The organism is Rhodanobacter ginsengisoli, from assembly GCF_042657065.1.
GTDB classification, from domain to species: Bacteria; Pseudomonadota; Gammaproteobacteria; order Xanthomonadales; family Rhodanobacteraceae; genus Rhodanobacter; species Rhodanobacter ginsengisoli.
In genome coordinates, this window is sequence record NZ_JBHSNF010000002.1 from 281779 (window position 1) to 304611 (window position 22833).

The following is a 22833-nucleotide window of genomic DNA, read 5'->3' on the forward strand; positions in this document are numbered from 1 at the left end:
ACTCGACCCCGAAGAACGTTGCATGCTGAACCAGCTCTGCGAAGGGCCGTGGGCGTGGAACCCACGCTACGATTCCGCCGTCAGCCTGCGACTGGAACGGAGAGGCCTGGCTCACCTGTCGCTGTTGGGGCAGTTGTGCCCGACACCGGCGGGTCGCTTGATGGCGGCGTTGATGTGATGGGTTTTGAGATAGGTGTGGGCGGGCGTCGGGAACGACGTCAAAGTTGACCCCTGCGGGTGGCCGGATCGGATGAAGTGCACTCTGCCCGGCTTTCGGACCGTGGTTTTCGTCCACGGAACCTTTCAAGAATTGTCCCTGGCACCTTCTCCTTCATGGACCGGCCGCAGTCAATCCATACCGGCTGGCACGCGCATCGATTTCCGGGTCCAGCGCGCGAGCGGCGACCAGGTCGGCGCGGCCTGCGTCCGTCTGGCCACTGCGGATTTTCGCCAGGCCCAGGCCATAGCGTGACCACGCGGACTGCGGCCTTTGCGCGACCGCCTGCTCGTAGGCCTTGATGGATTCGGCGTAATGTCCCAGGCGCAGCTGCACCATGCCGAGGCTGTCGAGGTAAGCCGGCTCTTTTCCATCGCGCCTGATCGCCTTGCGGCAATCGCTCAGGGCATCGTCGAGCATCCGGTTGCTCAGGCCACGCGCCCAGCAGCGCTCGTTGAGCACCGCGCCAAGCAAGGCATCGCGGATATGCAGGCGAATCCAGTCGTCGAGGATGGGCAGCGCCGCCGCCGGTCGACCGAGCTCGACATACAGGCCGGCAATCGAGCGTGCCTGCGTCGATCCCGCTGGCGCCAGGGCGCTTGCCGCGGTCGCGTCGGCTGTCGCGCCCGCGCGGTCCTTCTTCGCGAAGCGGAGTTCCGCGCGCAGCAGCAAGGCATCGAGGCTCTTCGGATCCAGGCTGAGGGACTTGTCCAGATCGGTGAGCGCCGCATCGGGCTGCTTGTCCGCCACCCGTGCCCGCGCGCGGTCAAGATAGTAAGCGGCATGATCGGGCGCCATGCGGATCGCCTCGTCCATGTCGGCCAGGGCAGCTTTCGGCTCGCCGCGCGAAAGGTGCGCTGCGCCACGCAGGGCGTAGTCAGGCGCGGCCGCAAGCCCCGTGCTGCTGTTGCCCGAAGCGCTGCCGGCATCGGGCTTGTCTTCGCCGTCCTGTGCTTTGGCAAAGGCAAATACGCGCCCTCCGTTGTAGGTGAAATAGACCTTTTTCTGGCTGTTGGCGATGTACATGTGATGGGCGAGGAAAAAATCCACGCCGAGCAACATCTCGGTCTCGCCGTCGCCCAGGCTTCCATCGATGACCATCATCTGGCTGTGCTGGATGGTTTCCGTCCCGACGGAGAAAGAGTCGATGGGCACGGTCCATGTCCTGACCGACTTGCCGCCGACACCGATGGCGCCGTCAGCCTTGGCCTCCGACCCATTCAGGTCGATGCCGATGCGCTCGGCGGCGCGGCGGCTGAGCAACGTGGCGTATGCCCCCGAATCGAGCAATGCACGGACGTGTTTGCCGTTGATGGTCACCTTGAGAAAAGTGCGCCGGTCCTGCCGGTTGCTCGCCGAGTCGATATCGGCGACGTTGTAGTTTCCGCCCTTGGTCCAGTACGCCAGCCCTGTGTTCTTGCAGTGATCCGCGTTGAACAGGGTCAACTTGCCATGCGCGAGATCGACTTCCAGATCGGAGAAATCGAGCAGATTGGCGCCGAGCAGGCCGTACCCCATGTCCGTACCACCGACGATGAAGGCCACGCGCTTGAACGTGGTATCGAGGACACCGAAGGACTTGACCTCGGCGAAGTCGACATCCGCAGAGCCTCCCACACCGGTCATGCGAAAGCCGAAGGGGGCCGCCCGCAGTTTGAGCCCCAGCGACAATGCATTGGCACGCGACATGAAATTGAAGAAAGCGCCCGTATCGACGGCGAAGCGCGTATCGCTGCCGTCGATCTTCACCATGGTCGTGGCTCGCCCGTCGAGCATTTCCACCGGCAACGTGCCGTATTTCAGCAATTGGCAGCCGCCAGCCCATGCGTGGCTCGCCAGCAAGGCGCTGATCCCCAGGCAGCCCAGACGCAACATCCTTTTCATCATCGCCCCCTTGCATGCCATGGTCGCGACAGGCGGCCTGGCAGTCGTGCGCCGGGTTGTATGGGCACTCCGGGGATCATGGCGAAAATTTCGGGGTGGCTCAAGGAGTGATTGGGGGACATCGTCGCTTTATGAGATGCGCAGGATCTGCGTGAGAGATCCGCCCTCCATCACTCGGCTTGTTCTCGTCGGTGGCCGTGCACATCATCCGGGGACGTCGCGATTGGAGTTCGCGCGATGAAAACATCTACGTCATACATCCCACGGCTTCGCACCAACTGGCCCGGTTCGCTCTGCGTGATGACAGGACGTTGTTCCTTTTCATCTTCTCGTCTGCCCGGATCGGGCTGACATCCGGATGACCACCCCGGAAATCCGCGAACTCCTTCGGGAAGAGTTCGGCGATGTCGGCTGGGAGGCCCGGAACATCCTGGCCACGATGGAAGGCGTGGACGACATCTACTTCGATCGCATGAGCCAGATTCGCATGCCGTGCTGGCACAAGGGCCGGGTCGCGCTTGTCGGCGACTCGGCCGCCGCCGTGTCGCTTCTGGCCGGTGAAGGCACCGGCCTCGCCCTCGTCGAGGCCTATATCCTTGCCGGAGAGATCGCGCGTGCCGGGAGCGACTACAAGCGGGCATTCGAGGGCTATGAGCAGCGGCTTCGTCCCTTCCTGAAGAACAAGCAGGAGACCTCAGCCGGTTCCGCTTCGACCTTCGTCCCGTCCACCGAACTCGGGGTATGGACGCGCAACCAGGCGACGAAACTGCTCGGCATCCCCGGAGTCGCTTCGTTCTTCATCGGCCGAAGCCTGAGAGACGATCTGGATCTGCCGGATTACGACGATCAGCGCGTCTGAGACGCGCAAGACCGGGGGGACGTCGCCGCAGCCTCGACTTGCGGCTGCGCGAGTGGAAAAGAAAAGTGCACTCTGACTCGTGTTTTGAAAGCGCATCCCCCCTGATCTGGATCCTTCCAGAATTTGTCCCTGAGACCTTCTCCTCCCACCAAACCGCAGGACCTGTCCGATCCGCTCCAACGCATGGTCAGGCTGCATTGCCGCTGCGCTGGCGGAACATCAGCAGTGGCATGACAGCAAACATGCCGAGCAACACGTAATACACGGTGCCCGACACCGGGTCTCGGGATGCGAGATATTCCGAAATGGATAGATCACGCAGCTGAAGAACCACTGTGAACTCGACGGCAAGCAAGAGCGCAAGCGCCACCACGCCTACGGTGAGCCATTGCCACCCTTGGGCAAGCGCATGCCGTCGGACCAGTGTCCGGGCGACCAGGATAACGACCAGGAGCATGATCGGCGCTTCGATCAACTCTGCGGCCCGGGGACCAAGGGCCGGCGTTACCCACAAAGTACGGATGACGCCAAGCACGAAGCCGGCAGCAAAGACACCGGCGAAATAGAGCACGCTGACTTTGAGCACCTGGAACATGGTCGAATCACTCGGTTGGGCCAAGCGACGTCCCCCCGGTTTTGAGTAGCACTACGGTTTGGAGTCCAATCCCCCATACGAAGGAGATTGGACGTGAAGAAGCGCTTTTCCAAGCTCATGCCGCTCTCAGCGGCTCCGGTACCACGCCTACACAATCGAATAGATTGTCCGGCCCGAATAAATGGCCTGCGCCCACCGTCAGAAGAGTTTTCTCAGAGCTATTTATCAATTCACGAACTAGGGGCGCCCACACATGGTTTCTTTGCTGGAACAATACTTCATGTGTTTGGTGACCTCGCGCCTGAAATATATGAAGGAGGCGCGAAACTTCGCTGCCATCGCAGGTCACCCAAGCTTTGTACATCGCGCGGAAGTCTTGCCGAACTTGGGGAATGTTTGCCATAGCCCATTCGATACCCGCGCATAGTGCGGTGTCTCCAAGCGCGACGAGCGGGTGAACCAAGTCTGAAAGCAATTCCAGGAATTCTATGGGCTTCCCATCTTGCGCTGCGCGCGTCTTCAAGTACGCCTCGACTCCTACTCGCCCATCCAAGTGAAAGCTTGATCCGAAAAGCCACGCCGCCCATGGATGGCAATCATTTGGAGTCGGAAATTTATCTGTCGGCCAGCGAGACTGCAGCATCTGCCAAGCATTGGGTGACAGCAACTCATCCAGAGGTTTGCGAACGTTTGCCGTCATCAAAGCTTCGAAACCTCGATCGTCGTGCTCTGAAATGATGAGATTCGCCCACTTGTATGCTGTCGCTACAAATCGCGGCGGATGAGGTCTATCAGCGGGCACCAGATGCATCGCACCGAGAACCCTTAGATCGGAACCGGGTATTCGGAAGTACATTTTGTCCCCTTAGGCCGCAATTCCGTCTGCTGACCCGTCTGGCCAGTAACAACAGAAGTCAGAGTGTACTTTTTGCACGCGACGCCGCAAGTGTTGGCACGCGCGAGTCAGCGCAGCTTGTGGCCCCCGCGCCAGCATGGAGAGTGGGATTGTTCGGCCCATCCTTGAGGAATGGTGCCAGGGACAATTATGGAAAGCGGTGGTGGCCCCGTCGGTCCAACCTTGGCGAAACGGCCTGTACTGGCTTTGCTCCATGGCCGGCACCGATCCATTCACAGAATCTTTCAGAAATTGTCCCTGACACCTTTTCTGGGCTTGACACCTTTTCTGGGCTTGATCCACCGCCGACACCGATCCACTCACAGATCCTTCGAGAAATTGTCCCTGACACCTTTTTTCTCGTTTCTCTGCTCAAATTGGAGCCACCACGCCAGCGCAATGGCTTGTTTTCCAACTAAGTCTTTACAAATACGTGGGTGCAGGTTCATGCTCCTTAAGCGGCGGTTCGCTAGGCAAGCGCAACTCTCGAACGAACCACCGCTTTGTAGCGACGGTAGTCACCCATTCCAGCCAGATCTTTTGAGTCAAAGCATTGCCGATCTATTAGAATGGGTCTTGGCAAGACTTTAATCATGCAAATCGACTAGCCAAGATACGCGAAGCTAGCTCCAACACACCAGTAAGAGCTTGTTGATGCGGCACTCAAAGTTTGATTACTTCATGTCCGGAGGCGATCATGAAACGATTTCAGTTCGGCTTGGCGGCAGTTCTTCTTGCGATCATGTGGCCCTGTGCTTGGGCGAACGCTGATAGCATCAGTGACATTTCGGGCGGCGCTTTCGTGCCAATCACAGACGGGACAGATCACAGCTGCATTGACGTCAGCAAAAATCTGATCTCGATGAATTTAGTTAGCGCCCAAGTTCAGCGGGAGCAGTCTTTATGGCAAAAACTCCTCTACAAACACCAATCACTCGGCGTCAAATTCGATGTAGTAATTACAGATGCAAAGCAACAGCCGTTTGATTTTCCAAGGGTGAAAAAATTATCACCTATGGGACAATTTAAAGATATTGCACTACTACCCATGCAATTTTCTATTATGAGTAAGTACGCGCTCTTTGGTTCAAATAAAACACCTTACAACAATGTAGAACTTGATTTATATTTTGTGCAAGTTGACACCAAGTCAGCCGCAATAAAAGCTTTGGATAACTTAATAAACTTCAGCAAGAAGTTGAATTTACCACCGAACCCATACGTAGTTGGCGTGGGATATTTTGGAGATTTTGCTAATATGATTTGGCAGCAGGATCTACACAATGGCGAATCGGTATCGCCTGATGCCACGTTTAATTTTGACCTGGCAGCAAACGATATTCAGGCAGCCGCTGGAAAATGTCCTGATAGAGGTCTGAGCACCGGGGTTCAATCTGTAGTGTGGGACTATGATGGGAAAGGCTCAGGGGAATTCATAAAGGTAAACGATCTAAATAAATATTGCTTCTGGTACGACCGGGCTACCAGTCGGGTTGTTTTCGATGGAAAAGGAAGCGGCGCCACGAATTGTTCTGTGGAGCAGACGGCGACAGCAAAGCCACTTGAGAATCCTCTTGTCACATTCGTGGTCGACGCTTGGCCGATGGCTGGAACTCCGCAGCCAGCACCGTCACAGGTGGCAAGCAGGATTCAACCGATGCTGACTTCTAACAAGTTCTCGGCGACCGACGTGGCGTACTTTGCTAAGCATTCGTTCGTTGGTAACGAGTCTGCCATAGCGAATATTCATCCCCATGTGGTGACGGACTTTCTCGATATCTTGTCGAAGGAACAGTCCGACCCACACAACCTTGAGGCACTGCGAGCCCAAATGACTTCCGAAGATGCGGCGACCGCTTTGGCAATTCGGCGTTGCGTCGTAGTCGGCATTGACGTGAAGGATTGCAAGTAGGTGTGATACGGCAAGCAAACCACGGGGTCAGGTTCACTTACTGCCGTAACAAAAGTGGCATAAGTGAACCTGGCCCCGTTTGTCGTTTCTGCGAATCACCCGCGTCACACCCTGGCCGGAGATCGCTCGCTCGACCTCGATAACGACCGCCTCGTGCGTGGCGTCATCGACGACCGTCAGGCACTTGAGGACGCGACCTTCGGCCGTGCGATCGAACACGAAGTCCATCGACCAAACCTCGCTGGCGGCCTTTGGCCGGGCGAGTGGCTGCCTCTCACCGACCGGCACTTTCTTCCGTTTGCGCCGCCGCACCTGCAGCTTCGCTTCCTGATACAGCCGTTCCACGCGTTTGTAGTTCACCAACAGCCCCGCCTGCCGCAGCTTCAGATGGATCATCCCCACGCCGTAGCGCTTGTGCCATTGCGCCAGGGCCAGGATCCGTTGCCGCAGCTCCCCGTTGTGATCCGGGCGCGGCGCATAGCGATACGCGCGGGCGCTCATGCCGGCAATGGCCAGCGAGCGCCGCTCGCTCCATCCCTTGTCGACCATCTGTCGCACCAGCTCGCGTCGAGCCGGTGCGCTCACCACTTTTTCGCAGGGCGTCCTTGATGACCTCGTTTTCAAGCACCTGCTCGGCGAGCAGCTTCTTCAGCCGACCGTTCTCCGTCTCCAGCTCCTTCAGGCGCTTGGCGTCCGGCACGCTCATGCCGCCGAACTTGCTGCGCCACAGGTAGTACGAGGCCTCGCTGAAGCCATGCTTGCGGCACAGCTCCTTCACCGCCATGCCGGCTTCCGCCTCGCGCAGGAATCCAATGATCTGTTCTTCGGAAAAGCGCTTCTTCACGTCCAATCTCCTTCGGATGGGGGATTGGACTCCAAACTGCCGTGCTACTCAAAACCGGGGGGACGTCGGGTCGGCATGGCCTGCGAAACCGCAAGCATCGACCGCTGGCTGACGCCATTTCGATCCAAACGACGGTTGTACTCGATCATGCGGCTAGGACGTGAGGCGCTGGTACGACGATGGTCAAATACCCGGCTCGAAGAACTCATGGAGCAGATACGAAAGCCATCTCCGGCGCTACTCGATCAGATGGTTGTCGCAGCATGAAAACGTGGGGGAAACCTCAGCCTCCGCCCCGATTTTCGACCCAGGCTTCGCCCTGGCTGTTAGGAAGCCAGACATGACCCCAAGTTTGTGTTATCTGCAGTCTAACTTTGAAGACTATTTACGAGTTGATCCCTGCTATTCGAGGATAAATTGTCTCGCTGCAATTTCAGACGCTCAAGCAACGCCCCATTAGTCAGCTCGAAACCTTCCAGTAACGTGTACCAATTAAGCACGTATCGCTTCATTCGCTCATCTTCAGCAACCAAACCAGTTTCACCACGGTGTAGTTGGTTTCTGAGGCGGCTCTCGATTTCCGTATCAGCGTCAGAAATCTTCCTCCCAACGAGAATCAATTCAAAGTAGGTGTGCTCGCTCGTGAACTCAGCATGTCTTTTTATGATAGCTGCATAATCTTCAATTTGCCGAAGGTGCTTAACATTCAGCGAGATGCTTGGTCGCTTTATCTCGACCACCACGCATCGATAATATCTTTTACCAAAGGAGTCAGTTGCCATGAACTTCCTTGCCAAGAACAAATCAGGCTGTCGATTTGCTCCATCTATAGTTGCATCTCCTTCTAGGTCTTTCTGATCCACAGCACCGACGCCATGAAGGCTGTCACGCAGTCCTTTGGCAACTCTAGTAAAGGTTGCTTCCTCCGCCCCAAGAATTTCGTACTGCGCACCGAATAGCCAAGTGTTGTTCTCAATAATTTTTTGCAGATCGGGTGTCTCACGCACATCAGCATAGTGAACCGTCATCAATTCACGTAGCTCATAGACTGCTTTCTGCCTTCTCTGGAGTAACTCGATTGTACTGACGATATTCTCCAGCGTTGTCTGCTTTAGCTGTGAAGCCAAGGCATCAACTGACGTCTGATCAAGCTCAAGGACACCATTCAATACATCGAGAAGAGATTCGTTCTCATTCGACACCGAAAGCCTGTCCAGAAGCCTCACAAGAATTTTCTTTTGCTTCTTATTGAGTGAGTTAAAAACTGCCGGATCAGCAGTATAGATCGACCGAACTATCGTCTTCGTATTGCCTAACCGCCACGCAGCGTAGTCACGCGGCAGATCCGTGTAGGATGGAAAAACACCTTCGTCCTCATACCTAGCGATTTCTGCATCGACGTACTTTCTCAGAAAGTCGTCGTAGACCTGTCGTGTCAAGATCGCAAGTCGTTTTACTAACGACCGCCACTCTTCAGACTCCGGTGTATTGGCAGCCCCCTGAAATAGATTAGATCTCTCGGCAAAATTATCTGCCCATTCCGACTGTACATAAACACTGGTGAAAAAATTTGGCTTGTTGTTGAGGGTACTGAGATGCCTGTAAACCGTGCGACCTGATGAATTGAGCAAGTATGTATACGACTTTTCAGAACTCGGCTTTTCTTCCCAACGAATGACTTTGGTCTTAAAAAGTGCATTTCCTACATGACAGGTATCTTCACAAATTTCGTGTCGAGGAACCGAAACAGCCTCATTGTTAATGATCAATTCTTTGTCTTGATTTAGGGCAAGGAACCAGCCGAATTCGTTTGAAAATAATTGGCGTAATACCGCACGTTCGGGCAGGTTTTCGAAAATTCTCTGTAGCTCTACAAGGGTACCGGTATTGCCATCCGGAATGCGGTTATGATGCTGATCCGCGTCCAAAGCCTGAGCCTCGTACCATTTCACGTTATCGCTGGTGACTGTGATGATGGCTTCGCCCACGACCGACTTTGTATACCACCTTGCTTCATGGGCCAGCCTGTGGAAAGCGAGGCGCCCGCGACCATGTGAGCCGCGCTGTGCCGCATCTTCCTTCTTGTCCGATTCGTTAAATCGGCCAAAGTTGTTCTTGATGTTTTGAAAGTCAATGCCTTCGCCATCATCGAGTACCGTGACTTCGCTAGTGCCGTCAAGAGGATTCTCTTCGGTCGAAACGCGAACACGATTGGCTTTGGCGTCGAAGCCGTTCCACACCAATTCAAAAATTGCCCGATATGGGTCGATAGACTTGAAATGTTTCTTGATGCCCTCGTCGCTAATTTCTGTAGCACCAGAAATGTTGGTGGCAGCCATTTTCAATCCTTGGTGGCGTGGTCTTGGTGCGTTGGTAATTTTGGCGTTCAAGGCTAGGTCTCCGGCTAGGCTCGGTATGTTTGAGCCTCTGACGGCACATCCTGACCTCAATCGCTCTCACAGTTTGAGAAGGTCGAAGTACTTGTCATACATCAAGGTGAAACATTTTTGTGATTCCGGAGGATGAAGGAACCAGCGCCGGGAGCATCACTGGAGGGGCCGTCATGATTGCAGCCCAGGGCTCGGGGTGAGAGTGGACTTCTTCTACACAGCAACTTAAAAGGTCCACTCTGCGCACCGTGCCGGTATTCACCAAAATGATCAACAAACTCCTGCTAGCGGTCTGCTATTGGGGCTCACCAACAAAGCCGCGACCTAAGGGGACTTGCCCCCTCTGGCTACCCTACGATACATGCCGATATCGCTAATTTCCCTAGCCGCAAACTCGGTCAAGTTTCTTCGAGCGACACTGCCCGGCCTGATATCCAGCGCAGCGAGCAAGCCAAGTATTTCATCACGAGACGCTCGGATCGAAATGAAATAGTCCCGAAGGCTGTCCGCATCCATAGCCATCAATTCGTCGGGACCTTTGGTCTGCAGGCTACGAACCTCCTCAACGATCCATTTGACGACATCTCGTCTTTTCATCTTCGAATGCGGGGGGCTCTCTCTTTGACAAGCCTCTAGGAGTTCGGAGATTGTCAAATCACTGCCGTCTAAGCCAGCGATCGCACCCTCTACACCTAACCATTCAATAAGCTTTTCAACATTGATCATGGACATTCCCGCATAAACTCTCTGGTCATCGCACGAAACTGCTCTGCTTGCTTTGCTGCGTTCGCTCCGCCCACGTCATACACGGCGGCACGCTGCGCCGCAGCGATACGCAGACCGTCACCTTCAGTCACGTAGCTGTCAAATATCTTCCCACCCGCACGCTTCAAGCGGTTGAATTCATGCAATTCCGTTTGCTTGAGCTCCTCGCCATATTCCCTTGCCATCATGCCGATCGCACCTGAAAAGATCGTTTCTTGATAATGATCTTCGATATTCAGTGCATGCCTCACCATCGAAATATCATCATTCACGTTGGAAATTTCGCCGATAACGGTGGCCACACCGATGGAGGATTGTCTATCCAGCTTGACTGGAGACACACAATAGTCGGAAGCGTAAATGATGGATCTCATCACATCAGATACTTCAGGATGGGAGTCAATCAGCACATAGTCGTATTTATCTTTCAAAGGCTGAAGAACAAAATCAATTATTTTCATGTGACGCAACAATATGAGGTTGTTCTCACGAATGTTGTTGGTGCTCGGCAACTTATCTCGCGACACTGTGGAAAGGCGAGGGTCAGCCGCGATTAGATCAAGACCTTCTCGGCACTCGACGATTTCAATGTCTAAAGTCTGTACTGAAGCGCTATAGAGCTGCTGAAATTTGTTAAATAGAGTCACGCCGGTTGGGACAGTCTTCCCAAAGCCCTCGATCAGCTCCGGGAAAAACCTGCCCGATATACCGCCCCGCTGGTAGTCGGCATCGATCACAAGAACGCGTTTTTGGTGGTAGCGGTTTAACGCAACTGCGATGTGGTAGCAGGCCGTGGTCTTCCCCACGCCGCCCTTCTCGCTGATGAAACCAACAACAGTGGCCATGACTATTCCTTGTGCTGTGATCGCGCCGACCCGCGCCGTCATCACCTTCGAGGGCTAGGCCAGATCTGGTTCGAGACCACAAGTTTCACATAAATGTTGGTCCTTGCGGCATAACGCCATCGGAAGGGGGAAGACCCCCTTATGGCGTTTAGGGCAAACTGACGCGTGGGACTTGTTCGGTTCAACCTGAGCCTAACCCCTACCCCGCTGCGGGGCCAGCTTGCGGCTGTCTAAATTCGTTCCAGACGAATTTGTCGAACCCGGCGGGCTGTCACCCAGTCGTCACCATCAAAAACGCAAAACGCCCTACACGAGGGCGTTTTGCGTATCTGGCGGAGAGAGTGGGATTCGAACCCACGGAAGGTTTGACCCTTCGCCGGTTTTCAAGACCGGTGCCTTAAACCACTCGGCCATCTCTCCAGAACTTGTTGTCTTGCCGTGGCACGTCGTGGCACCACAGCGGCACGGAGTTTATCAGGAACGTTGCGGTGGGCGGATATTGCGGTCCTTCTTCGACAACGCGAGCAGGCTGGCGAAAAGGATGGTAACGGGGATCAGGCCGCCCAGGATCGGCAGCAGCAGGATCGGTTCGCGCAGCAGCATCGGCAGCAGTTGGGTGGCGCTGGCACAGGCGATCACGGCGATGCGCCAGTTGCGGCGGTGGGCGGCGAACCAGAAGCTGGCCGTGAGCAGCGCGACGGCCAGCGACGACAGGATGAAGTCGACGGGGTGCATCGGCCACCACACGGCGAAGATCAGCCGGCTGCCGATGAAGGCGAGCAAGCTGCTGATCAGGCACAGGCTGGCGACGCGTTCGACCTTGCTCCACGAACCCGGCGTCGGCGCCGCGGGGTTCATGCGATGCGGTCCAGCCCGGCCATGTACGGGCGCAGCACGTCGGGCACGGTGATCGAGCCGTCGTCGTTCTGGTAGTTCTCCATCACGGCGATCAGGGTGCGGCCGATGGCGAGGCCGGAGCCGTTGAGGGTGTGCACCAGTTCGGGCTTGCCGCTTTCGGTATTGCGCACGCGGGCCTGCAGGCGGCGGGCCTGGAAGTCCTCGCAGTTGGAGCAGCTGGAGATTTCACGATAGGTCTGCTGGCTGGGCAGCCACACTTCGAGGTCGTAGGTCTTGGTTGACTGGAAGCCCATGTCGCCGGTGCACAGCAGCAGCTTGCGGTACGGCAGGTCGAGTTTCTGCAGCACGGCCTCGGCGTGGCCGACCATTTCCTCGAGCTGCGCGTAGGAGTCCTCGGCGCGGGCGACCTGCACCATCTCGACTTTCTCGAACTGGTGCTGGCGGATCATGCCGCGGGTGTCGCGGCCGTAGCTGCCGGCCTCGGCGCGGAAGCACAGCGAGTGCGCGGTGAAGCGCAGCGGCAGCGCGTCGGCGTCCTGGATGGTGTCGCGCACCAGATTGGTCAGCGCCACTTCGGCGGTGGGAATCAGGTAGCGTTTGGTATCACCGACCTGGGTGGCGAACAGGTCTTCCTCGAACTTCGGCAACTGGGTGGTGCCGTACATGCTGTCGCTGTTGACCAGCACCGGCACGTTGCATTCGAGGTAGCCGTGTTCGCCGGTGTGCAGGTCGAGCATGAACTGGCCGATCGCCCGATGCAGGCGGGCGAGCTGGCCACGCAGCACGGTGAAGCGCGCGCCGGACAGCTTGGCGCCGGCGTCGCCATCGAGCCAGCCGTGGCGTTCGCCCAGTTCGACGTGATCCTTCACCGCGAACGCGAATGCGCGCGGCGCGCCCCAGCGGCTGACTTCGAGGTTGTCGCTTTCGTCCTTGCCGATCGGCACCGACTCGTGCGGAATGTTCGGGATGCCCGAGGCGATCTCGGCCAGCTTCGCCTGCACCTCGGCCAGCGCCTGTTCGTTGGCCTTGAGCTGGTCGGCCATCTCGGCGACCTCGGCCATCAGCGGCGCCACGTCCTCGCCCTTGCCCTTGGCCTGGCCGATCGCCTTGGAACGGGTGTTGCGCAGGTTCTGCAGCTCCTGCGTCTGCATCGCCAATTGCTTGCGCGAACTCTCCAGGGTCTCGAGGGTGGCGACGTCGAGCATGAAGCCACGGGTGTCCTTGAGACGTGCGGCGGTTTCGGCGAGGCGCGAGCGCAGCAGTGCGGGATCCAGCATGGTCGAGTCCAGATGAAGGCTTGAACTGCGAATTATCGCTGCCGGGCGGCAATCGCCGCAATGAATACCGGGCGGCCGGACGCCGCCGCCCGGCACATCGCCCGCTTCAACGGGCCAGCTTGCGCTCGCTGCGACCCAGCCACCAGGCCATCGCGGCACCGGCGAGCAGCCAGCCGATCAACTGCTCGGCCAGCGCGGCCAGGGTGAAATCCAGCGGAAAGCGGTACCAGTTCCAGAACGGCAGCAAGGTACCGAGCCAGGCGAATACCGCCGCGGCGGCCGCTATCGCCAGGCGCCGGCGGAAGCCCAGCCCGGCCAGCCCCATCACGAACGCCAGCGCCAGCGCCGACAGCGTGTCCGACGCCCATTGCCGCCCGATCTGCGGCCCCATCTGCATCATGTCGGTGCCCCGCGGCTGGTAGACCACCCAGGCATACGGCGAGCGGATGGCCTTGACCGAATAGGCCGTGACCTCGGCCGGATCATGCATCTTCTTCGGGTCCAGCGAGGGCAGCAGGTACACCCCGGCCTGCCCGCCCAGCCCTTCCTGCAGGCCGCTGAGCGCCACGTTTTCATTGACCGGAAGCTTCAAACCCACCGAGCCCAGGCCCAGCGCCATGTGCGCCGTCACGCCCCAGATGAACATCACGATGCCGCCGATCAAGCCTGCTATCAGTACGCGCATGGTCTGCCCCTCCCTTGATGACAATGCAATTTATGTCGCGTCGTGTGGCACAGGCAAGGGCGAACGCAGCAGCGGACGATGCCGGTTCCATCGTCGCCAATGGCGGACGTCCGGGCCTGACATGCGCATAATGACGAGACATCTCCATCCACCCGCGACGAAAGGACCAACCCGCATGAATGCAGCGACCGACGGTTCCGCACCCCGCCATGCGCTGCGGCGATGGTCGCTGGCGATGACCTGCCTCGGCACCGCGCTCGGTGTGCTGGCCGTGCTGGCGGTGCTGCTGCCCGGGCCGGCCTATCGCCACGGGTTGATCGGTCTGAGCCGCGCCTTCGGCACGATCCGCCTCGGTGCGATCGGCGGTCTCGCCGCAGTGGCGGTTTCACTGGTGGCGATCGCGCTGACGCTGCTCGCACGCCATCGACGCTACGCGCTCTACGCGATGTTCGGCCTGCTGCTGGGCGCCTTCGCCTTCGTGCCACCGTGGCTGCTGCTCAGGAAGGCCCGCTCGCTGCCGGCGATTCACGACATCAGCACCGATACCGTCGACCCGCCGCAGTTCGAGGCCATCCTGCCGTTGCGCGCGAAGGCGCCCAATTCACCGGTCTACGGCGGTGCCGAGGTTGCCGCCCAGCAGTCCGCGGCCTACCCGGACATCCAGCCGCTGCATCTGGCGCACGCCGCCGCCGAGGTGCTGGCCGCCGCGCACGAGACTGCCCTGGCCATGGGGTGGCAGATCGTGGCGGAGCAAGCCGATGCCGGGCGGCTGGAAGCCACCGCGACCACGCACTGGTTCGGCTTCAAGGACGACATCGTCATCCGGGTGCGTCCCGAGGGCAGCGGGTCGCGGCTGGATATCCGCTCGGAGTCGCGCCTGGGCGGAAGCGACGTGGGCGCCAATGCGGCGCGCATCCGCCGCTTTACCGAACGGCTGAAGCATCGGCTGGGCCGCGCCGGCACCTGATCGACCGCGCGCCGGCCGGATCGGACTCATGACCGCGCGGCAGGATCCTTCCGCGCACGCTTGCGGCTGACGCGCAGCGCGTCGAGCTTTTCCTTGAGCTGGGTTTCCAGCCCGCGCTCGACCGGCTCGTAGAACACGGTGCCGACCAGGGCGTCGGGCAGGCATTGCTGGTCCAGCGCGATGCCGCCTTCGGCATCGTGGTCGTACTGGTAGCCCTTGCCGTAGCCCAGGCCTTTCATCAATTTCGTGGGCGCATTGCGCAGATGCATCGGCACTTCCAGCGTGCCGCCCTCGCGGATCGCGGCGCGGGCCTTGTTGTAGGCCATGTAGGCGGCGTTGCTCTTCGGCGCGATCGCCAGCCAGATCGCCAGCTGGGCCAGCCCCAGTTCGCCTTCGGGACTGCCCAGGCGCTCGTAGGTATCCCATGCATCCAGCGCCATGCGCCAGGCGCGCGGCTCGGCCAGGCCGACATCCTCCACCGCCATGCGGGTCATCCGCCGGGCCAGGTACAGCGGATCGACCCCGCCGTCGAGCATGCGGCACAGCCAGTACACCGCGGCATCCGGATCGGACGAGCGCACCGACTTGTGCAGCGCCGAAATCTGATCGTAGAACTGCTCGCCCTGCTTGTCGAAACGGCGCGTGCGGTCGGCCAGCACTTGGCTCAGGGTGGCGTCGTCGATGTGTCCCGGCCCCGATGAATCATGGTCGGCCAGTTCGGCGGCGATCTCCAGCAGGGTCAGCGCGCGGCGCACGTCGCCGTCGGCGGCCTGGGCGATCGAGTCCAGCGCGTCGTCGCCGACCTGCAGTTGCAGCTCGCCCAGGCCGCGCTCGCTGTCGCCCAGCGCACGCTTCAGCGCGGCGATGATGTCGTCGGTCGAGAGCGGCTCGAGCACGTGCACGCGGCAGCGCGACAGCAGCGCGGAGTTCAGCTCGAACGAGGGGTTCTCGGTGGTCGCACCGATGAAGATGATCACGCCCTTTTCGATGTGCGGCAGGAACGCATCCTGCTGGGTCTTGTTGAAGCGGTGCACTTCGTCGACGAACAGCACGGTGCGCCGACCCTGGGCGAAATTGACCTCCGCCTCGGCCAGCGCCTTGCGCACGTCCGGCAGGCCGGACAGCACCGCCGAGATCGCCCGGAAGTCCGCGTCGGCATAACGCGCCACCAGCAGGGCCAGCGTGGTCTTGCCGCAACCGGGCGGCCCCCACAGCACCATCGAGTGGATCTTGCCCGCCTCCAGCGCCCGCCGCAGCGCCTTGTCGGGTCCCACAAGGCGCTGCTGGCCCACGATCTCGTCGAGACTGCGCGGGCGCATCCGCTCGGCCAGCGGCTTGAGCGCATCGGGCTCGGCGAACAGGCCGGGGGCGGACGGTGTGACGGAACGGGGCATCGGGGCATGATACGGCATGCCCCGCGGCGGCTTCATCCACGCCGGCTGCGTCAGGACGCGCGGGGTTTGCCGCTATGATGCGTCTTCGTCGCGGCTCTGTTCCGCGATGTACGGCCGGGGGGCAGTACGCAAGTGATGGTGAACACGCCCGTTTGTTGCGCCCGAAGGCGCATCTCGGCAACTCGCACCTGGACGGATCCAGTCGACAGATCGCGCGTGGCATGAATACGCGGCGACGCGGCATGGGGTGCTTCTGGCCGAGCCTGGCCGGGCTGCTCCTGCTGCTTTTCCGGATCGGCGCCAGCCACGCCGCCACCGACACGGCGTGGACGCCGTTCGAGGCGCCCTGGTTCGACAAGGTATCCAGCAGCGAAGGCTTGCCGCCATCGATCATCACGGCGCTGGCCCAGGATCGGCAGGGCCTGTTGTGGGTGGGCACCATGGTGGGGCTGGCCCGCTATGACGGCTACCGTACCCAGGTGTTCGACACCCGTGGCGGCGAAGGCAAGGGGCTGCCCGACGCCTACGTGCGCAGCCTGCTGGCGCTGCCCGACGGCGGCCTGCTGATCGGCACCAATGCCCTGGGCCTGGCGCGCTTCGATCCGGCCACCGCCCGGTTCCGGACCTACCCGACCGGCCCGACCGGCACCTCGGACCGCAAGATCTACGCGCTCGCCGACGATCACGCCGGCGGTGTCTGGATCGCCACCGATCAGGGCCTGGACCATCTGGACCTGCGCAGCAACACGATCCGCCAGCTGAAGACCGGAGCCGACACCGCGCCGCGCAACTTCAGCGTGATGCAGGATCGCGCCGGCAACCTGTGGCTGGGCAACGACAACGGGCTGTTCGTGCGCCATGCGGGGACATCGGCTTTCGTGCGGCCCGAACATCCCGCCGGCAGCGTGGCCACGGTGCTGACCAACCAGATCTGGGCGATCCGCGAGGATCGCGCCGGCCGGCTGTGGGCCGGCAGCGGCCAGGCGGGCGCGGTGTATCGCGACCCCGATGGCGAATGGCACACGCTGCCGGGGTTCAGCGGCTACCAGCGCGGCGCCCAGCAAGCCACGGTACGCGCGTTCCTGGATGTCGCGCCGGACACCATGTGGATCGCCACCGATGGCGCGGGCGTGCTCACCTATGCCCCGGGCGACGCCCGGGTGCAGCGGATCGATCACGACGCCGCGATGGATTCCTCGCTGCCGGGCGACTCGGTGCGGGCGCTGCTGCAGGATCGCTCGGCGAATATCTGGGTGGCGACCGACCTCGGTCTCGCCCACACCAACCCGAACGCCCGCACGGCGTTTTCGCTGCTGCCCTCGCCGCTGGAACCGAATGCGCTGAGCGATACCAGCGTGCGCGGCATCTACGTCGATTCGCGGGGGCTGATCTGGCTGGGGCTGGGCTCGGGCCGGATCGACGTGATCGACCTGGCGGCCGGTCGCATGCGGCACCTGCAGCTGGGCGGCAGCCAGACCCATCGCGACATCCAGGCCTTCGTCGAAGCGGCGGACGGCTCGATCTGGGTCGGCACGCAAGGCCTGGCGCGGATCGACCCGGCGAGCATGAAGATCCGTTCGTCGGTCCTGCCCGCCCTGGAAAACATCCCGGTGCTGAGCCTGCAACGCGACGGTACGCGACTGCTGATCGGCACCTACGACGGCGTGTATCGCTACGACATCCGCAGCCACGTGCTCGATCACATCCGGCATGACCCGAAGGACCCGACCAGCCTGGTCAGCGATACCGTGCGGCAGATCGCCCACATCGGCAGGACCTGGTGGTACAGCACGACCCACGGCATCAGCATCGCCCGCAACACGCGCGATCGCCGCGGCTTTCGCAACCTGATCCGGCGCGGCGACGATCCCTCGAGCCTGCCGCAGAATTACGTCAACTCCGTCGCGCAGGATGGCAAGGGACGGCTGTGGGTCGCCACCTTCGGCGGCCTGGGCGTGCTCGATCCGCCCGCGTCCGGCCAACCACTGCGCTTCGACAGCATCGGCATGGCCCAGGGACTGGGCAGCGACAAGGTCAGCAGCGTGCTCGGCGATGACCTCGGGCATGTCTGGGTCGGCACCTCCAACGGCGTGTCGGTGATCGACGGCGACACCCGTGCGGTGCGCAACCTGGGCCCTCGTGACGGCCTGCACATCCCCAGCTACCTGTATGCCGCCGCGGCCGCACGGGCGCCCGGCGGCGAGCTGCTGTTCGGCGGCCTGGGCGGACTCACCGTGATCCGGCCGGACTGGCAGCCGCCCAGGGCGGCCGCGGTGCCGTTGGCGGTCACCAACGTCGCGATCAACGACGTGGAGCTCCCGTTCGGCAAGCTTCCGCACGCTGGCGGCACGATCCAGCTGGACCAGCGCAGCCGCAACCTGCGCGTGAATTTCTCCCTGCTCGACTATCAGGCCCCGAAGGAAACCTCGTACAGCTACCGGATGGACGGCCTCGACGAGGATTGGGTCGATTTACCCCGGGGTGCCCCGCCCAGCGCCAACTACACCAATCTGCCGCACGGTGAATACCGCCTGCGCCTGCGCGCCCGCACCCACGGCATGCAGCCGCGCACCACCGAGACCAGCCTGCAGCTGGTGGTCACGCCGCGCTGGTACGAGACCGCGCTGAGCCGGATCGTCGCCGTGCTGCTGCTGATCGCACTGGTCGTCGTGCTGGTTCACCTGCGCACGCTGTACCTCAGGCGACAGGCCACGCGGCTGCAGCGACGGATCGACGAGCAGACCCGCGACCTGCGCGCGGCCAACCGGCGCCTGGACGAACTGGCCGCGACCGACGGACTGACCGGTGCCTACAACCGCCGGCGCTTTCTGGAGCTGGCCGGACAGCAGCACGCACTGGGCCGGGAAGGTTCCATCTGCATCGCGCTGTTCGACCTCGATCGTTTCAAGCAGATCAACGACACCTACGGACACCTCGCCGGCGATGCGGTGATCCGCACCACGATCGAGGTGGTCAGGCAGCACTGCCGCCAGCACGACCTGGTCGGGCGCTACGGCGGCGAGGAATTCGTGCTGTGCCTGCCCGACACCAGCCTGCCGCAGGCGACCGAGATCGCCGAACGCATTCGCGAGACCCTGGCCCGCACTGCGGTGGTGCAGGACGGAAAGACGATCTCGGTCACGGTCAGCATCGGCGTGGCGGCACTGCGCGAGGGCGAGTCGATCGAGCAGTGGCTGTCACGCGCCGACACCGCGATGTACGAAGCCAAGCACCAGGGCCGCAACCGCTGCGTCAGCGCGGATTGAGCCGTCGGCCGAACCGCTGCCGGCACGCCTGGCGGCGGCCGGATCGGCGTGGCGCGATCAGTCCTGCAACGGCCGGGTGGTGATCACCGGCGCATCGCCGATGACGTCGGCGCCCTTGGGCGGCACGAAGTTGAACGTGGCCGGTGGAATCGGCACGTTGCGCTGCCAGTCGGAAAAACGGATGTCGGTGGTGGAGCCGAGCTGATCGCGGAAAGTCATCCGCGCCAGGCCGTTCGCGTCGAAACCGAGATCGGCGTAATCGAACTGCGGATCCTTGCTGGTCGAGGTCAGCCGCAGCCAGAGCAGTCCGTCGCGCTCGCCCCGCTCGCTGACCTTGAAGTCCTTGTCCAGCTGCTTGATGTCGGTGAGCACGGTGAGCGGGCTGTGCGCCTCCTCGGTGCTCTGCACGCGCACGGTGACCTGCTCCAGCTCGGGGTCGTACATCCACACCCGGCTGCCGTCGGCCACGATGGTCTGCTTGTACGGCGCCAGCGTGTCCCAGCGGAACTGACGCGGCGCCAGCAGCACCAGGGTGCCCGAGCTGCTCTTGCTGGACTGGCCGTTGATATCGGTCAGCGACTGGCTGAAATGCCCCGTGAGCGAATGCAGGCCCGTGGCGAACGCATCCAGTCGCGCCCGCGCCGGGCCCATGGCGGCCTGCGCCGGCAGGTTCAGCGACAACATCAGCACGAGGGCGGACAAGGCAAGCAGCAGGCGTTTCATCGGAATCCCTGGAACGTGGTCATGGGGCGCCATTGTGGGGGGCATTGGCTTAACCGGGCTGTAGGAACGCGCCCCGTGCGCTCCTGCCCGTTGGCCACTTCAGTTCTTCGGCGGTGGCGGTGCCAGCACTTCGCGGTTGCCGTTGTGCTGCGGCGAGCTGACCACACCGTCCTGTTCCATCTGCTCGACCAGGCGCGCGGCGCGGTTGTAGCCGATGCGCAGATGCCGCTGCACGCCGGAGATCGAGGCGCGCCGGGTCTGCGTGACGATGGCGACGGCCTTGTCGTACAGCTGGGTGTCGGCGTCGCCGCCGCCCTCCTCGCCTTCCAGCGGCAGGCCGGCGTCGTTGATGAACTTGCCGTCGCTGGTGGCCTGCACTTCCTCCAGCACGCCCTCGATGTAGTTCGGCGCGCCCTGCGACTTCAGCCAGGCGACCACGTGATGCACCTCGTGGTCGTCGACGAAGGCGCCGTGCACGCGCTCGGGCGTGGCCGTGCCGGGCGGCAGGTAGAGCATGTCGCCGTGGCCGAGCAGCGCCTCGGCACCGCTCTGGTCGAGAATCGTGCGCGAGTCGATCTTGCTGGAGACCTGGAACGCGATGCGGGTCGGGATATTCGCCTTGATCAGGCCGGTGATCACGTCCACCGACGGGCGCTGGGTGGCCAGGATCAGGTGCACGCCGGCGGCACGCGCCTTCTGCGCCAGGCGGGCGATCAGCTCCTCGACCTTCTTGCCCACGATCATCATCATGTCGGCGAACTCGTCGATGATGATCACGATGTACGGCAGCGGCTCCAGCGGTTCGGCGGCCAGGTTCGGCATCTCCGGGTTCGGCCGGAACAGCGGATCGAGCAGCGGCTGGCCGGCGTTCTCGGCGTCGCGCACCTTCTTGTTGAAACCGCCGAGGTTGCGTACGCCGACCGCGGACATCAGCTTGTAGCGGCGCTCCATCTCGGCCACGCACCAGCGCAGGGCATTGGCGGCCTCCTTCATGTCGGTGACCACCGGCGCCAGCAGGTGCGGGATGCCCTCGTACACCGAGAGCTCCAGCATCTTCGGGTCGATCATGATCATCCGCACGTCTTTCGGGCTGGCCTTGTACAGCAGGCTCAGCACCATCGCGTTGACCGCCACCGACTTGCCTGATCCTGTTGTTCCCGCAACGAGCAGATGCGGCATCTTGCCCAGATCCACCACCACCGGCTTGCCGCCGATGTCCTTGCCCAGCGCCAGCGCCAGCGGCGACTTCAGCTGGTCGTACTTGTCCGAACGCAGGATCTCCGAGAGGTAGACGATCTGCTTGCGGGTGTTGGGAATCTCCAGCCCGATCACGTTCTTGCCCGGGATCACGTCGACCACGCGCACGCTGACCACGGACAGGCCGCGGGCGATGTCCTTGTCCAGGCTCGACACCTGCGAACCGCGAATGCCCGGGGCCGGCTCCATCTCGAAACGGGTGATCACCGGGCCCGGATAGGCGCCGACCACCTTGGCCTCGATCTTGAAGTCCTTCAGCTTGAACTCGACCTGGCGCGAGAGCACCTCGAGGGTTTCCTCGGAATAGCCCGGGCCCTGCGGCGGCGCTTCGTCGAGCAGCGACAGCGGCGGCAATTCGCCTGGCGTAGCGGCACCCACGAACAACGGAATCTGGGTCTCCAGCCGCGCCCGCTCGCTCTTCACCACCGGAGCCGGCGGCGCCTCGATGCGCACCGGCTCGCGCTTGGCCTGGCGCACGGCATCGGCCTTCTTGACCACCTCGCGCTCGGTCCGCGCCTGCCGCGCGGCCAGCAACTGCGGCGCCTGGTGCAGCTTGCTCCTGACCCAGCCGGCCAGCCGCAACACGGCGCGCCCGGTCCAGTCCATCAGCCCGAACCAGGACAGCCCGGTGGCCAGGGTCACCGCGATCAGGAACATCGCCAGCAGCAGCAACGGCGCGCCCTTGGCGCCGAACGCGCTGAGCAGGGCATCGCCGACCCACACGCCGATGATGCCGCCGACACCCTGCGGCAACACCGGTTCATCGTGGAAATTGAGATACAGCAGGGCCGGACCGGTGATGAAGAAGAACACGAACCCGATCAGACGCAGGGCCGGCTCCCACGGGTGCACCACCTGCTGGTCGCGCTGGCGCAGGACCTGCACGCCCAGCAACAGCAGCAGCAGCGGGAAACAATACGCCACCAGGCCGAAGATCCAGCGCAGCAGGTCGGCGACATAGGCGCCCACCGTGCCGCCGAAATTGTGCGCATGCTGCAGCTGGCCGGCATTCGTCCAGCTGGGGTCATGCGCGTTGTAACTGAACAGGCACACCAGCAGGTACAGCGCCAGTGGCAGCAGCAGCAGGGCGCCGGCTTCACGCAGCCGGCGCTTGAGCTCCTCGCTGAGACCTTCCCTCGGTTGTTGTTTCACATTCGCGCTGCGCGCCACCTTGGGTGCCCCCTTCCTGCCTGCCAAGGG

The 22833-nt window shown here is 61.5% G+C and carries 16 protein-coding genes, 1 tRNA gene and 1 pseudogene; 4 read left to right on the forward strand and 14 right to left on the reverse strand.

Features of this window, described 5'->3' with window-relative positions:
• Positions 1-331: 331 nt before the first annotated feature.
• Positions 332-1969, reverse strand: a complete 1638-nt coding sequence (locus ACFPPA_RS10485) for an aspartyl protease family protein (RefSeq protein WP_377320679.1) — start codon at positions 1967-1969, stop codon at positions 332-334.
• A gap of 490 nt (positions 1970-2459) precedes the next feature.
• On the opposite strand from ACFPPA_RS10485, the gene ACFPPA_RS10490 reads away from it, so the two are divergent.
• On the forward strand, positions 2460-2960 hold the full coding sequence (locus ACFPPA_RS10490; protein WP_377319714.1) for a Rossmann-fold NAD(P)-binding domain-containing protein: 501 nt from the start codon (positions 2460-2462) through the stop codon (positions 2958-2960).
• Between the two features lie 187 nt (positions 2961-3147).
• Here the strand turns inward: ACFPPA_RS10490 and ACFPPA_RS10495 are convergent, their stop codons facing one another.
• Both ACFPPA_RS10495 and ACFPPA_RS10500 read right to left on the reverse strand, forming a co-directional pair.
• On the reverse strand, positions 3148-3555 hold the full coding sequence (locus ACFPPA_RS10495; protein WP_377319715.1) for a hypothetical protein: 408 nt from the start codon (positions 3553-3555) through the stop codon (positions 3148-3150).
• 115 nt (positions 3556-3670) lie between these two features.
• Positions 3671-4411 carry a TraB/GumN family protein gene (locus tag ACFPPA_RS10500; protein WP_377319716.1) on the reverse strand — a complete coding sequence of 247 codons (741 nt, stop codon included), beginning with the start codon at positions 4409-4411 and terminating at the stop codon, positions 3671-3673.
• A gap of 736 nt (positions 4412-5147) precedes the next feature.
• Here ACFPPA_RS10500 and ACFPPA_RS10505 point away from each other — a divergent pair.
• The gene (locus tag ACFPPA_RS10505) at positions 5148-6362 is read left to right on the forward strand and encodes a hypothetical protein (protein WP_377319717.1); all 1215 of its coding nucleotides are present in this window, start codon (positions 5148-5150) and stop codon (positions 6360-6362) included.
• Between the two features lie 87 nt (positions 6363-6449).
• Here the strand turns inward: ACFPPA_RS10505 and ACFPPA_RS10510 are convergent.
• From ACFPPA_RS10510 to ACFPPA_RS10545, 8 genes and pseudogenes are all read right to left on the reverse strand, one after another.
• A pseudogene (locus ACFPPA_RS10510) lies at positions 6450-7146 on the reverse strand (transposase); the annotation flags it as partial.
• A 428-nt stretch (positions 7147-7574) separates the two neighbouring features.
• Positions 7575-9596, reverse strand: a complete 2022-nt coding sequence (locus ACFPPA_RS10515; protein WP_377319718.1) for an ATP-binding protein — start codon at positions 9594-9596, stop codon at positions 7575-7577.
• A gap of 324 nt (positions 9597-9920) precedes the next feature.
• Entirely contained in the window at positions 9921-10322 is a 402-nt protein-coding gene (locus ACFPPA_RS10520) for a hypothetical protein (RefSeq protein WP_377319719.1), read from the reverse strand.
• Positions 10319-11206 carry a ParA family protein gene (locus ACFPPA_RS10525; protein ID WP_377319720.1) on the reverse strand — a complete coding sequence of 296 codons (888 nt, stop codon included), beginning with the start codon at positions 11204-11206 and terminating at the stop codon, positions 10319-10321. Before ACFPPA_RS10525 ends, ACFPPA_RS10520 begins: the two co-directional genes overlap by 4 nt.
• Positions 11207-11536: 330 nt before the next feature.
• Positions 11537-11626, reverse strand: a tRNA-Ser gene (locus ACFPPA_RS10530).
• 54 nt (positions 11627-11680) lie between these two features.
• Positions 11681-12064: an LrgA gene (locus ACFPPA_RS10535; RefSeq protein ID WP_377319721.1), complete on the reverse strand. Its 384-nt coding sequence runs from the start codon at positions 12062-12064 to the stop codon at positions 11681-11683.
• Positions 12061-13341, reverse strand: a complete 1281-nt coding sequence (gene serS / locus ACFPPA_RS10540) for a serine--tRNA ligase (protein WP_377319722.1) — start codon at positions 13339-13341, stop codon at positions 12061-12063. Before serS ends, ACFPPA_RS10535 begins: the two co-directional genes overlap by 4 nt.
• A gap of 106 nt (positions 13342-13447) precedes the next feature.
• Positions 13448-14026 carry a hypothetical protein gene (locus ACFPPA_RS10545; RefSeq protein ID WP_377319723.1) on the reverse strand — a complete coding sequence of 193 codons (579 nt, stop codon included), beginning with the start codon at positions 14024-14026 and terminating at the stop codon, positions 13448-13450.
• Between the two features lie 175 nt (positions 14027-14201).
• Here ACFPPA_RS10545 and ACFPPA_RS10550 point away from each other — a divergent pair, with 175 nt between their 5' ends.
• Positions 14202-14993, forward strand: coding sequence for a DUF1499 domain-containing protein (locus ACFPPA_RS10550; RefSeq protein ID WP_377319724.1), 792 nt, complete (start codon positions 14202-14204; stop codon positions 14991-14993).
• Positions 14994-15019: 26 nt separating this feature from the next.
• Here ACFPPA_RS10550 and ACFPPA_RS10555 read toward each other — a convergent pair whose 3' ends face one another.
• On the reverse strand, positions 15020-16387 hold the full coding sequence (locus ACFPPA_RS10555) for a replication-associated recombination protein A (protein ID WP_377319725.1): 1368 nt from the start codon (positions 16385-16387) through the stop codon (positions 15020-15022).
• A gap of 221 nt (positions 16388-16608) precedes the next feature.
• Between ACFPPA_RS10555 and ACFPPA_RS10560 the strand changes: the two genes are divergently transcribed.
• Entirely contained in the window at positions 16609-19653 is a 3045-nt protein-coding gene (locus ACFPPA_RS10560; RefSeq protein ID WP_377319726.1) for a ligand-binding sensor domain-containing protein, read from the forward strand.
• 57 nt (positions 19654-19710) lie between these two features.
• On the opposite strand, the gene lolA is transcribed toward ACFPPA_RS10560, so the two are convergent.
• Together lolA and ACFPPA_RS10570 are read right to left on the reverse strand one after the other, a co-directional pair.
• Positions 19711-20376, reverse strand: a complete 666-nt coding sequence (gene lolA, locus ACFPPA_RS10565; protein WP_377319727.1) for an outer membrane lipoprotein periplasmic chaperone LolA — start codon at positions 20374-20376, stop codon at positions 19711-19713.
• Positions 20377-20475: 99 nt separating this feature from the next.
• Entirely contained in the window at positions 20476-22803 is a 2328-nt protein-coding gene (locus ACFPPA_RS10570; RefSeq protein WP_377320681.1) for a DNA translocase FtsK, read from the reverse strand.
• Positions 22804-22833: the final 30 nt, after the last annotated feature.

Coding starts and splice junctions, on each gene's coding strand:
- ACFPPA_RS10485 (WP_377320679.1), bottom strand. CDS start 1,969: ATGGTGAAGATCGACGGCAGCGATACGCGCTTCGCCGTCGATACGGGC.
- ACFPPA_RS10490 (WP_377319714.1), top strand. CDS start 2,460: ATGACCACCCCGGAAATCCGCGAACTCCTTCGGGAAGAGTTCGGCGAT.
- ACFPPA_RS10495 (WP_377319715.1), bottom strand. CDS start 3,555: ATGTTCCAGGTGCTCAAAGTCAGCGTGCTCTATTTCGCCGGTGTCTTT.
- ACFPPA_RS10500 (WP_377319716.1), bottom strand. CDS start 4,411: ATGTACTTCCGAATACCCGGTTCCGATCTAAGGGTTCTCGGTGCGATG.
- ACFPPA_RS10505 (WP_377319717.1), top strand. CDS start 5,148: ATGAAACGATTTCAGTTCGGCTTGGCGGCAGTTCTTCTTGCGATCATG.
- ACFPPA_RS10520 (WP_377319719.1), bottom strand. CDS start 10,322: ATGATCAATGTTGAAAAGCTTATTGAATGGTTAGGTGTAGAGGGTGCG.
- ACFPPA_RS10525 (WP_377319720.1), bottom strand. CDS start 11,206: ATGGCCACTGTTGTTGGTTTCATCAGCGAGAAGGGCGGCGTGGGGAAG.
- ACFPPA_RS10535 (WP_377319721.1), bottom strand. CDS start 12,064: ATGAACCCCGCGGCGCCGACGCCGGGTTCGTGGAGCAAGGTCGAACGC.
- serS (WP_377319722.1), bottom strand. CDS start 13,341: ATGCTGGATCCCGCACTGCTGCGCTCGCGCCTCGCCGAAACCGCCGCA.
- ACFPPA_RS10545 (WP_377319723.1), bottom strand. CDS start 14,026: ATGCGCGTACTGATAGCAGGCTTGATCGGCGGCATCGTGATGTTCATC.
- ACFPPA_RS10550 (WP_377319724.1), top strand. CDS start 14,202: ATGAATGCAGCGACCGACGGTTCCGCACCCCGCCATGCGCTGCGGCGA.
- ACFPPA_RS10555 (WP_377319725.1), bottom strand. CDS start 16,387: ATGCCCCGTTCCGTCACACCGTCCGCCCCCGGCCTGTTCGCCGAGCCC.
- ACFPPA_RS10560 (WP_377319726.1), top strand. CDS start 16,609: ATGAATACGCGGCGACGCGGCATGGGGTGCTTCTGGCCGAGCCTGGCC.
- lolA (WP_377319727.1), bottom strand. CDS start 20,376: ATGAAACGCCTGCTGCTTGCCTTGTCCGCCCTCGTGCTGATGTTGTCG.